Source organism: Demequina gelatinilytica, assembly GCF_000971115.1.
Lineage (GTDB): Bacteria > Actinomycetota > Actinomycetes > Actinomycetales > Demequinaceae > Demequina > Demequina gelatinilytica.
Map to the genome: position 1 here is coordinate 62,263 of NZ_BBLV01000018.1, position 11,804 is coordinate 74,066.

The 11,804-nt window shown below is 72.0% G+C and carries 10 protein-coding genes; 2 read left to right on the top strand and 8 right to left on the bottom strand.

The annotated features are described in order from the left end of the window. Positions 1-77: 77 nt before the first annotated feature. From AOM00_RS13430 to AOM00_RS13440, 3 genes are all read right to left on the bottom strand, one after another. Positions 78-671 carry a hypothetical protein gene (locus AOM00_RS13430; protein WP_156159181.1) on the bottom strand — a complete coding sequence of 198 codons (594 nt, stop codon included), beginning with the start codon at positions 669-671 and terminating at the stop codon, positions 78-80. 294 nt (positions 672-965) lie between these two features. Further along, a complete protein-coding gene (locus tag AOM00_RS13435; protein ID WP_062518276.1) occupies positions 966-2,213 on the bottom strand; it encodes an AGE family epimerase/isomerase in 1,248 nt (415 codons plus the stop codon). A gap of 46 nt (positions 2,214-2,259) precedes the next feature. After that, a complete protein-coding gene (locus AOM00_RS13440) occupies positions 2,260-3,963 on the bottom strand; it encodes a SulP family inorganic anion transporter (RefSeq protein ID WP_062518277.1) in 1,704 nt (567 codons plus the stop codon). A gap of 119 nt (positions 3,964-4,082) precedes the next feature. On the opposite strand from AOM00_RS13440, the gene AOM00_RS13445 reads away from it, so the two are divergent. Then, entirely contained in the window at positions 4,083-4,619 is a 537-nt protein-coding gene (locus tag AOM00_RS13445; protein ID WP_062518278.1) for a DUF4854 domain-containing protein, read from the top strand. A gap of 75 nt (positions 4,620-4,694) precedes the next feature. On the opposite strand, the gene AOM00_RS13450 is transcribed toward AOM00_RS13445, so the two are convergent. Beyond that, positions 4,695-6,014 carry a hypothetical protein gene (locus AOM00_RS13450; RefSeq protein ID WP_062518279.1) on the bottom strand — a complete coding sequence of 440 codons (1,320 nt, stop codon included), beginning with the start codon at positions 6,012-6,014 and terminating at the stop codon, positions 4,695-4,697. Positions 6,015-6,176: 162 nt separating this feature from the next. Here AOM00_RS13450 and AOM00_RS13455 point away from each other — a divergent pair, with 162 nt between their 5' ends. Next, positions 6,177-7,079, top strand: coding sequence for a cytochrome c biogenesis CcdA family protein (locus AOM00_RS13455; protein WP_062518280.1), 903 nt, complete (start codon positions 6,177-6,179; stop codon positions 7,077-7,079). Between the two features lie 25 nt (positions 7,080-7,104). Here the strand turns inward: AOM00_RS13455 and AOM00_RS13460 are convergent, their stop codons facing one another. The 4 genes from AOM00_RS13460 to dnaB all read right to left on the bottom strand — a co-directional run bounded on the left by AOM00_RS13460 (position 7,105) and on the right by dnaB (position 11,320). Beyond that, positions 7,105-8,007, bottom strand: coding sequence for an aldose 1-epimerase family protein (locus AOM00_RS13460; RefSeq protein ID WP_062518281.1), 903 nt, complete (start codon positions 8,005-8,007; stop codon positions 7,105-7,107). Positions 8,008-8,055: 48 nt separating this feature from the next. Continuing rightward, positions 8,056-8,682 (bottom strand): redoxin domain-containing protein, encoded by a 627-nt coding sequence (locus AOM00_RS13465; RefSeq protein ID WP_062518282.1) that lies wholly within the window; start codon positions 8,680-8,682, stop codon positions 8,056-8,058. A gap of 94 nt (positions 8,683-8,776) precedes the next feature. Beyond that, positions 8,777-9,796 carry an agmatine deiminase family protein gene (locus AOM00_RS13470; RefSeq protein WP_062518283.1) on the bottom strand — a complete coding sequence of 340 codons (1,020 nt, stop codon included), beginning with the start codon at positions 9,794-9,796 and terminating at the stop codon, positions 8,777-8,779. Positions 9,797-9,943: 147 nt separating this feature from the next. After that, a complete protein-coding gene (gene dnaB, locus AOM00_RS13475; RefSeq protein ID WP_062518284.1) occupies positions 9,944-11,320 on the bottom strand; it encodes a replicative DNA helicase in 1,377 nt (458 codons plus the stop codon). Positions 11,321-11,804 lie beyond the last annotated feature (484 nt).

Consider the following 11,804-nt stretch of genomic DNA (forward strand, 5'->3'; position numbering starts at 1 on the left):
TTCCGACCCTCATGTCCCGCGAGCGCAGACTCCACGACTCGTCACGTGCGGCACGAGCCCTGCCACCCGGTCGACCCCTATGAGACTTCACCGTCTCCGTTGTCCCCCGCCGCCGGTCCCGTGGACGGCGCTCCCGACACCAGGGTCGCCTCGACACCCCATTCGTGGAGCGCTGCCACGATCTCGGAAGCGAAGCTGCGTGCCTCCGAGACCGGGACCGCGAGCTCGATGAACCTGGTCCGATCGATGCGCGTGGTCAGCGTGATCCTGCGCACCAGGCCGCCCGCGTCGTCACGCTCGACGTCGACGGCGACGTCCACGCCGCGGTGAACCTGCAGCTTCCGGTGCCACCCGACAGCCAGGGGCGCAGTGACCACGAACCAGCCGCCCCTCTCCGCGATCGTGACCATCGGCGCGCGTCGCTTCGCTCTGATGACCCGCACTGCCGTGAGCGCGATCAGGATCGCGGCGCAGATCAGCATGAAGATACCCATGGCCCTCGTCGACGACGGCGTCCGCGCCCAGTACGTCGACGGGGTGATGTAGCCGGAGACCAGGCCTGTTCCTAGCAACGCGCCGGCAAGCGCGGCGGACAGCAGCGGCAGCCCCGAGTACCTGAGCTCCATCAGCGTGTGCGGTCGAGACAACCGCAGCCGCGTCACCTTCGCCATCAACCCACCCCCTTGGCGCGCCAAAGTAGCGGCGCACGCCGGCAGGCACAACCCGCCACCGCCAACGTGGCGCATCAGGCGCTCTGTTCGGCAACCGCCTGTACCGGGCGGAGCGTCGGTATCCACCCGCAACGGCGCGGAGGTCCCCACACCCAAACACGACGACGCCTCACTCCTGGTCGAGCTGATGCGCGGGGCGCCACGGCCGCACGATTCGCACCCGTTGAGGTGTGGCGCGGCCGCGAGACGACACGATCTGCACATGTTGCGCGGATCAGGGCGCCGGGAGCGGCACTATCCGCCCAGGTTGTCCGCGAGCCCGCCGCGGTCGCGCAGAGCCGCGGCGAAGGACGGCACCAGAGACAGCTCGGGCAGCAGCGCCGCCTGGTACGCGTGATAGACATCGGGCTTGCCCGGCCACACGGTGCCGGCCGGACGGTTGTGCGGGTCGAGCTCGTGATGCCACGAGCCTCGGTGGTGGTCGATGAGGTACTCCGCGGCGTACGCCCACCACGCGGCGGCATCGGCCGCGTAGCGCACCTCGCCCGTCGCCTGACGCAGGGCCTCCGCGGCGTTGACCGCCTCCGCGAGCACCCAGTGCATGCGCTCGCGCACCACCGGCGTGCCCGTCCAGTCGGTCGTGTACACGAAGCCCACCGCGCCGTCCGTGTCCCAGCCGTCGGCGACCGCGCGGTCGTACAGGGCCACCGCGGCGTCACGCAGGGAGGTCCGCTCCAACGACGCGTCGACCGCGAGCATCAACCGCGCCCACTCGAGCCCATGCCCCACCGTCGCGCCGTAGGGGCGGAACGGGTGCGCGGGCTCGTCGCGGTGATGCTCGAGCATCGGCTCCCAGGCGGCGTCGAAGTGCTCCGGGATGCGCCACCCGTTCGCGCGGGCCCAGCCCGCCACGCGGTCGGCGATCCGCGCCGCGCGCTCATGCCAGGTGCGGTCGCCGGTCACGTCGCCGGCGGCCAGGTACGCCTCCACCGTGTGCATGTTCGCGTTGACGCCGCGGTACGCGTCCAACGCCGTCCACGACGGATCCCACTCCTCGACCGACAGGCCCTCGGCCTCGTCCCAGAACCGGTCGTGAGAGACCTGCAGCGCCTCGACCAGCAGCTCCTCGGCACCGTCCACCCCCGCGGCGACGGCGGACGATGCGGCCAGCACCACGAAGGCATGCCCGTACGCCTGCTTGGCGGTCGCCGTGGGCACGCCGTCGACGGCGGCCGCGAACCAGCCGCCGTGCGCGTCGTCATGGAGCGCGCCTGACGCGAGCGAGGCGACGCCGTGCGCGGCGAGGTCGCGCAGCGCGTTGGCAGAGGGTCCCCCGGCAGCCGGCGCCTCCCCCGCGAGCAGCCCGAGCGCCGCGACGTGGGTCATCCGGCACGTGATCCACAGCTCGACGGGCCGAGCCGCGTCGACGCCGCCGTCCTCGCCGAGCCACCCGAACCCGTCCGGCCTCACGGCACCCGTCATGAAGCGCAGCAGGTCGGCGCGCTGCGCCGCGAGGAAGGCAGGATCGCCGGGAACCGTCACATGTTCACCCTAGGGGCACGATGCGCCGATCGCCGGTAGACGGAGGTCATCCCAGGTCGCCCCGCAGCGTGCCGGTGACCTCGTCGACCGCGGCCCCCACCGTGGGCGCGAGCCTGTCGGGCTCGAAGCGACCGAGCGCGCGGTAGCGGCGCAGCACGTCCTTGACAGGCCCCTTGACCTCGGCGAGGACCAGCCGGATCCCTTGCGCCGCGAGCGAGTCGTCGAGCTCCAGCAGGGCGTCGATCGCGGTGGTGTCCACATCCGTGATCGGCTCGGCCGCGAGGATCACGGTGCGCACCTCGGGCCCCGCGGCGGCCACCTCTGCGCGGACCCAGTCCGCGAACACCCCGCCGTTCGCGAAGAACAGGGGCGCGTCGAAGCGCAGCACCAGGGCACCAGGGATCGGGAGCGCCTCTCCCGGATGGCGCGAGAGGTCGTGGTAGCCGCGTCGGCCCGGGATGCGGCCCAACCGTGCGCGGTACGGGCGCCATGAGCGGTCGACGAACGTCAGCAGCGACAGCACCACCGCGACCAGGATCCCCTCGAGCACGCCCACCACCAGCACGCCGACCGTCGCGAGGAGCGACAGCCCCGCGTCCACGCGCTTCATCCGCCACAGCGCGCCCACCGCGCGGACGTCGATCAGCGTGAGGACCGCCGCGATCACCACGGCTGCGAGGGTCGCCTCGGGCAGGTAGCGCGTGAGCCCCGGCGCGACGAGCATGAACACCACGATGAGCGCCGCCCCGACCACGCCCGTGAGCTGCGTGCGCGAGCCCGCGGCGTCCGCGACAGGGGTGCGCGAGGACGACGCGCTCACGGGGAACCCTCCCAGCAGGCCGCCGCCGATGTTCGCGAGCCCGATCCCGGCGAGCTCCGCGTTGCCGCTCACGGACTCGCCGCGGCGCGCCGCGAGCGTGCGCGACAGGACCGCGCTGTCGGTGAACGCCACGAGCGCGATGCCCGCGGCGGGAGCGAGCAAGGCAGCCGCATCGTCCCACCGCAGGCCGCCGAGCGCGGGCGCCGGAAGCCCCTGCGGGAGCGCGCCGACCACCGCGAGACGGTCGTCGAGGCCCCACGCGGCGACCGCCACCATGCCGAGCACCACCGCGACAAGCACGCCGGGCACCGGGGAGCGGAATCGCCGCAGGATCAGGATGAGCGCGAGCGAGGCGACGCCGAGCACGGCCGCGAGCGGCACCACCTCCCCCGCTCCCACCGCCGTCGCGATGCCGCGCGCGTTCCCCCACGGACCCGAGCGGTCGATGGTGAATCCCAGCAGCGTGGGTACCTGGGTGAGGATCACGATGACGGCGATCGCGTTGAGGTAGCCCACGCGCACCGGCTTCGACAGCAGGTCCGTCACGAGCCCGAGCCGCAGCAGCGCGCCGAGCAGCATGAACGCCCCGACCAGGATCGCGAGGAGCCCCGCGAGCGCCACGGCCCGATCGGGATCCCCACCCGCGAGCGGCAGGATCGCCGCCGCGATGATGGGAGCGAGCGCCGAGTCCGGCCCGAGCACAAGGATCCGCGAGGGCCCGAACACGGCGTAGACCAGCAGCGGCACGATGGTCGCGTACAGGCCCGTGACGGGAGGCAGGCCGGCGACCTGCGCGTAGCCCATGCCGGCAGGGATGAGCAGCGCGGTCACCACCACGCCTGAGCGCACATCGGCCCACAGCCACGCACGGCGGTACTCGCGGACGATGCGCAGACCCGGCATCGCACGTTCGACCGCCGTGGCTAGCATCGTCGCCCTCCTCCCCCCATGGTCGCGCATCGGTGGAGCGGCGCGCATGCGGAGGGCACCCCGGCCGCTGTCGGCAGAGCCGCTAGGGTGTGGGCCACCAGAACTGGGGGGATACCACCATGACCATGACGTTCGGACGCGCCGCCGCGGCGCTGCTCGCCACCACCTCGCTCACGTTCGCGCTCGCCGCGTGCAGCCCGGAGCCCGCCGACGAGGCCCCGGCGGTCGACACCGTCGCCGAGGAGACCACGGAGCCGGCAGCGGAGGAGACGACCGAGCCGGCCGTCGAGGACGTCGCGGACGTCGCGGACGCAGGCTCGTCGGCGGCGGAGACGCTCGACACGTACGTCGCCCTGGTCAAGGACACCGTCCCGAGCATCCTCGAGTCCTTCGACGGCGTGTACGACGGGCTCGAGGTCACCGGCGAGGCCCCCGGCACCGTGGTGTACACCTACACCTTCGCCGACCATGTGGACCCTGCCGTGGGCGCCGAGAGCCTCGACGCGATGGTGTCGACGCTCCAGGAGCTGTGCGACAGCGTGGTCTTCGACGAGATGGCGGCCTACGACGTCACCGAGGACCCCACTGTGGTCTACACCTACCTCAACCCCGACGGCTCGGAGATCTGGTCGCACTCGTTCGTGCCCTCGGCCTGAGCGGCAGCATGCCGAAGGCCCGGATCGCGGCGCGTCCCACCACGATCCGGGCCCTTGCTCGGGCGAGCAGGGACGTCAGCCGGTGACGCCCGCGATCTCGTTGGTCGCGACCCCGACCTCGACCGACTTCCAGACCTCTCCGCCGACGTAGTCGACGATGTGGATGGTGCCGGTCGCGGGCTCCGTCACGTAGGCCATGCCGGCAAGGACGGTGAGGGCCGGGTGCGCGGTCTGCCACTCCTCGGGCGCCTCCCAGGCGTCGACCACGTCGATGCTGCGGAGCACCTCGCCGGTGGCCGAGTCGATCACGCGCAGGGCGCCGTCGGTGCCGAGCACCAGGGACTCGCCGTCGGCGCCGCGGGCCAGGCCGCGCCACGTGTACTCGGCGTCCTCGCCCTCGAACGGGTCGACGACCGTGATGGACTCGGCCTCCGGGTCGATCAGCACGATCTCGGTGAGGTCGATCCCGCCCTCGGGGTCGGTCCTGCGGTCGCCCAGGACGATGCCGTGGCCGTCGACCGAGTGCAGGTTCCCGGTACGGGCGTACTCGAGCCCCACGTCGATCTTGTGGACGTGGTCGCCATGGAACGCGAGCGCGCCGTCCTCGCAGCCGACCATGAACAGCTCCTCGCCGTCCGCCGTGGTGAAGGCTGTCTCGCCGTGCACGCCGGGGCACTGCTCGCTCGAGGCGAGCACGGCATCGTCCTCACCCAGGAGCATCGCGCCGGTGCGGCCGTCCTCGTCGCCGATCGTCACCAGCAGCTCGCCGCCGTCGCTCGCGACGGCCACGCCGTGGTGCGCGGCGGCGGCGACGTACGAGCGGACCACGTCGAGGTGGCCCTCCTCGACCATGTGCTCCCACTCATCGGCCTCGACCACGGTGACCTGACCGGTGCCGTCGTCGAAGAACGCCGCGAGACCGTCGTGGACCACCAGGTGGCCGGGGATCTCCGCCTCCACCCGTAGGTCGGTGAGCGCGGGCTCCGACGTGAAGTGGTGCGCGTGGTCGCCGTGGGCCTGGCTCCACGTGCCCGCATCGAGGATCTGGAAGCCGCCCGTGGTCGAGACCCCCACGTGGCGGCCGTCACCCGCGACGTTGAGGCGGTTGAAGCCGGCGAGCGCGATGTCCGCCTCGGTCTCGAGCGTGTTGGCGTCGAGGACCAGGATGCCGCCGTCGTACGTCACCACGATGCGCGGCGTCTGGGCGGCCATCTCGGTCGTGGCCGCGGCGGCCCCCTCCGTCTCGTGGTCGTGGTCGTCGTGCGCCTCGTGCTCCACCGCGTCGGAGGAGGCCGCGACCTCCACCTCCTCAGGCGAGCACGCGGCGAGGGCGAGGACGAGCGCGGAGGCGCCCGCGATGGTGGCGGCTCGCGTCCCGAGCGGGGCGATGGACATCGGTGACCTGACTTCCTGTCGGATTGAGACGCGCCCGGTCGAGCGCACGCCGACACCCTAAGCGATAACGGGAATGATTATCAACTTCATGTGAGTCGGTGCGTGCGCGCCGGACCCGTCCGCCCGCGGCTACGCTCCGAACGTGGGCCAAGGAGGTCGCTCATGGAGGCATCGGACGCGGCGTATGCGCTGCTCCTCGGCGCGGTCGCGGGATTCAACCCGTGCGGCTTCGCGCTGCTGCCCGCGTACCTCACCGTACTCATCACCGGCAGCGCGGGCGCGCACGATGCGGCCGTGCCGCGAGCGATCGCCCTGCGGCGGGCGCTCGGCTTCGCGACCGCGATGACGCTCGGCTTCGTCGCCGTGTTCACCGGCTTCGGGCTGCTGTTCGCCGGCGTGAGCCTGGGCCTGCAGGCCACGGTCCTGCCGTCCATGTCCTGGGTGACGCTCGTGCTCGGCGCCCTGGTGATCGTGCTCGGGGCCGTCATGACCCGCCACGGGGAGCTGCGCGGTCCGGGCCTGGGCGCCCTCGCTCGCGCCGGCCGAGCACCTGGACGCACCCTGTGGTCGCAGGCGGGCTACGGCGCGACGTTCGCGCTCGCCTCGCTCAGCTGCACCATCGGGCTGTTCCTGGTGGTCGTGACGCAGGCGCTCGATGCCTCCGGCCCCGTCGCGACGGTCACGCCGTTCCTCGCCTACGGCGTGGGCATGGGCGCGTCGGTGGTGCTCGTGTCGCTCACCGCGGCGGTCGCAGGCACGGGCCTCGCGACCGCGGTGCGGCGCAGGACCCCGGCCCTGATGCGCGCCGGCGGCGTCCTCATGGTGCTCGCCGGCATCTACGTGGTGGTCTTCGCGCTCGCCGAGATCCTGCCGCGGCACGGCGTCCACACCCTGGACGGGGTGCTGCTCGCCACCTCCCGGTGGCAGTCGGCGGTGACGTTGGCGATCCGGGACTGGGGCACCCCCGTGCTCATCGCGCTGGTCGCGGTCGCCGCGGTCGCCGCGGCGGCGGTGCTGGTCGCCGCGCGCCGAGCCGAGCGCGGGGCGGAGCGCACGGCCGCCTGACCGCACACCCCGCCCGGCTCGGAGATCAGACCAGGCGGATGCCCCACGTCAGCGCGTGCTCGGCGCCCGGCTCGAGCGTGATGAGGTCGTCGCCCGTACGGAACGCGTCCGCGATGCAGGTCATCGGCTCGATCGCGACGCCGGCCCGACGCACGCCGTCGACCTGGTCGCCCGTGCAGATCTGCCAGGCCTTCGCCTCCGCATCGGCCCAGATCTCGACGGTGGCGCCGTCCGCCCAGCCCAGGCGCGCCCACGAGCGGCCCTCGGCGTCCGGGATCACGTCCACCCACGCATCGTCGAAGGCGAGACCGTCGAGCGAGCGCGCCTCGCGCAGGTCGAAGCCACCCGCGACGGGGGCGCTGCCGGTGGGGAGCAGCCGGTCGTCGACCGTGACCCGCGATGCGGCGTCGAGCTGGAGCGTGGATGCGTCGAGCGGCGTGCCGCCCGGGGCGAACCAGGGGTGGAAGCCCAGGCCGTACGGCAGCGGTCCGGCGCCCACGTTGCGCGCGACCGTGGTGATGGTGAGCCCGTCCTCGCCGAGCGCGTACGTCGTGGCGAGCTCGAGCTGGAACGGGTAGCCGGGGCTCGCGGCCAGCGCGTAGGTGAGCGTCACGGTGGACTCCGTGCTCGACTCGACCGACCAGTGGGCGAAGCTCACCATCCCGTGCAGCGCGGTGCCGCGGCCGGGCTCGGACACCGGCACCTGGAGCTCGCGTCCGTCGAACTCGTACCGGCCGTCGCGCAGCCGGTTCGGCCACGGGGCGAGGACCATGCCGTGGAACGCGGCGGGCAGCTCGTCAGCGGGGAACGGGATGACGACCTCGCGGCCGCCGACGGTGTACTCCCGGAGCGCGGCCCCCAGGGTCGCGATGGTGGCGACCTGGTCGCCCGAGGTCAGGGTGATCTGGTCACCGGAGATGAGGTTCATGCCCCGAGGCTATTGCGTCCCGCCCGGGACCGCGCACCCGGGGCGGCCTCAGGTCGCGGCGATCTTCTCCGCGTAGTCGACAAGGTCGTCGGCGGTGACGCCGCCGCCGAGCGTGTACGCGTCGCCCGAGTCGTCGATCACCAGGACCGTCGCCTGGCTCACCACGTCGAAGCGGCGCCACAGGTCGCCGTCGAGGTCCACCACGTGCGTCATCTCCTGCACGTCCGCGTCGTCCGCGAACTTCTTCATGTAGTCGAGGTCGTCCGACATGCCGGCCATCCCGATGACCTCGATGCCCTCGGGCAGGCGCGGCAGCGCGGCGGAGATCTCCCCCGCCTCCGCGAAGCACGTGGGGCACCACGGCGCCCAGAACCACAGGATCACGTCACGGTCGTCGATGCTGAGGCCGTCGAACTCCTCGCCCGTGAGCGTGGTCGCGGTGAAGGCGAAGGCGTTGTCGGGGTCGGGCTCGGACGATGAGGTCGCCGGGTCCTCGTCCATCGCGTCCTCGCTGGCGGGCTGTGCCGTCCCGCTCGGGACGGTCTCCGCCGTCGCCGCCTCCTGCGTGGCCGCCGACGCTCCCGGAGCATCGTCCACGGTGTCGCTCGCGCAGCCCGCGAGGGCACCCGTCATCCCCAGCACGCCTGCGGCTGCCAGCATCGTCGCTCGTCGCATGGGCCCATCCTCCTCGTCGCGGTGAAGTCGCGCGTGGCGTTCGGAGCGCCCGCGACGGCGGATGGGTGGTGCGCCGGCACCTTCCCGCAGGGCGTCAGCGGTCCGTGGGCACCGACGGCTGCTGCTGGGTGATGCAGTGGATGCCGCCGCCACGTGCGAACAGCGGCCGGGCGTCGACCATCACGATCTCGCGTCCCGGGTAGGCCTCCGCGAGGATCTCGCGCGCGACCGCGTCATGAGGATCGTCGAAGGCGCACCCGATGACCGCGCCGTTGCAGACCAGGTGGTTGACGTAGCTGTAGTCGACCCAGCCCTCGTGGTCGCGCAGCACCGCGGGTGCGGGCAGGGAGATCACCTCGAGCGGTCGACCCTCCGCATCCACGGCGTCCGCAAGGCTCTCGCGGACCTCGCGGCTCACCTCGAAGTCCGGGTGCGCCGGATCGCGCTGATCATGGACCAGGACGCGGCCGGGGCTGGGGAAGGTCGCCACGATGTCGACATGGCCGCGCGTGCCGAAGCGCTCGGAGTCGCGCGTCAGCCCGCGCGGAAGCCAGATGACCGCACGCGCCCCGAGCGTGCGCGCGAGCTCGGCCTCGACGTCGGCCTCGGTGAGCCCCGGGTTGCGACCGGGATCGAGCTGCACGGTCCGGGTCACCAGGAACGTGCCCTGGCCGTCGGTGTGGATGCCGCCGCCCTCGTTCACCAGCGACGAGTCGATGCGCTCGGCACCCGATGCCGCCGTCGCGATGAGGCTCGCGGTCGCATCATTGTCCCAGCTCGCCCAGTCCTGGCCGCCCCAGCCGTTGAAGACCCAGTTGACGGCGCCGAGCCCGCGCTCGCCGAGCACGAAGGTCGGGCCGGAGTCGCGGTACCAGCCGTCGTCGATCGCGCCGTCGACCAGCTCGACCTCGGGCAGCAGATGGCGCTGCGCGGTCTCGCGGTGCTCAGGCGCGACGATCATGGTCACGGGCTCGAAGCGGACGATCGCGTTCGCGACGGCGGCCCAGGTGGCCCAGGCCTCCTCGGCACGGTCGCCGAGCGTGTACTCGGCGCTGGGCCACGCCATCCAGGTGCGGTCGTGCCGCTCGGATTCGGCGGGCATCGTCCATGCCATGGGGGGCTCCTCTCACGGCGTGCGCTCCGAGGCGACGCCGCATGCCGTCTCGATCGCTGCTCACCCTAGCGGCGCGGCCCGGGCGGCCCTCGGAGGGCCGCCGTGTCGTTCGCCGCGGTGGGCGCGGCGCCCCCGTGCGGCTCGGGGCTAGAGGTCGCGCGCCATGTCCGTGAAGTGCGCGTAGTCCTTGCGGAACGCCACCTCGATGGTGTCCGTGGGTCCCGCACGGTGCTTGGCAACGATGAAGTCGGCCTCGCCGGGGCGGTTGTCGCGGTCGTACACGTCCTCGCGGTGAAGCAGGATGACGATGTCCGCGTCCTGCTCGATCGCGCCCGACTCACGCATGTCCGAGAGCATCGGCTTCTTGTCACCACGCTGCTCCGAGCCACGGTTGAGCTGCGAGATCGCGATGACCGGCGCCTCGACCTCCTTCGCGAGCAGCTTGAGCGCACGGGAGAACTCGGAGACCTCCTGCTGGCGGGACTCGACCTTGCGCCCCGACGTCATGAGCTGGAGGTAGTCGACCACGATCAGCTTGAGGTCATGCTGCTGCTTGAGACGGCGGCACTTCGCGCGGATCTCCATGAGCGACATGTTGGGGCTGTCGTCGATGAACAGCGGCGCCTTGGCGACCGAGGCCGCCGTCTGCGCGAGTCGCTCCCAGTCGCTCGGCCCCATGGGCCCCTTGGTGAGGCTCGACAGCTTCACGCTCGCCTCCGCGGAGAGCATGCGCTTGGTGATCTCCTCGCGGCTCATCTCGAGCGAGAAGATGACGGCCGTCTGGTTGTGGTGGATCGCGCACGACCGCGCGATGTCGAGGCCGAGCGTGGACTTTCCGACCGCGGGTCGGGCCGCGAGGACCACCATCTGGCCCGGCTGCAGCCCGCCCGTGAGATCGTCCAGCGCACGGAAGCCGGTGGGCACGCCGCGCAGGGAGCCGTCGCGCGACGAGGCGGCGTCGACCTCCTCCAGCGTGCGCTCCATGATCTCGCCGATCGCCAGGTAGTCCTCGGAGTTGCGGCGCTCGGTCACCGCGAAGATCTCGGACGAGGCGGCATCGACGATCTGGTCGACCTCCGCACCCTCCCCGTCGTAGCCGAGGTTGGCGATGCGCGTGCCCGCCTCGACGAGCTTGCGAAGGATCGCCTGCTCACGGACGATGCGCGCGTAGTAGCCCGCGGACGCCGCGGACGGCACGGACGCGATGACCGTGTGGAGGTACTCGGCACCGCCGATCTTCGACAGCTCCCCCTGGCGCTGGAGCTCCGCGCTCACGGTGAGAGCGTCGACAGGATCGCCGGCGTTGTAGAGCTTGACCGCGATGTGGAAGATCGTCTCGTGGGCCGGCTTGTAGAAGTCGTCGCCCCGGATCTCCTCGATGACGTCCGCCATCGCGTCCTTGGACAGCAGCATCGCGCCGATCACGCTCTGCTCGGCCTCGAGGTTCTGCGGGGGCAGCCGGTCGAACGAGTTGCGCGGTCCCGGGTCCTGCCCGTATGCGGCCTCAAGCTCGTCGACGGACATGCCGCTCCTCTCTCCGGTCCACATCCAGTGTCCCGCCGGGGTGTGACAGCCGGCTCAGACACGCGAATGTAGGTCCCGATCGTCGGGCCCACAAATCGAGCCGACGTGCATCCGTGGACAACGTCGTGGACAACTCGCGACACCCTGGGGAGGGGCCGTGGACAACAGGCGTGGACGCATGTGGACAACGGTGTGGATGACTCAGTCGAAATCGGAGAATCTCATGCAATACCTGCATGGTTGATCGGGACCTCGATGTGGATAAACCGGTGGAGCCAAGTCCCCGGCGTGTCGCGTCCCGGCGTGTCGCGTCTCAGGGTGCCTGAATTCGGACATCGCGTCGCAAACGTTCTCCACCCACGTGTCCGCACGGCCGCCAGGCAGGCGCCCACGGGCCCCTCCACGCGCCGTCGCACCACCCGAGCCCGAGCCCGATCCCGAGCCCCACCCCCGACCCCCAGCCCGAGCCCCAGCCCCAGCCCCA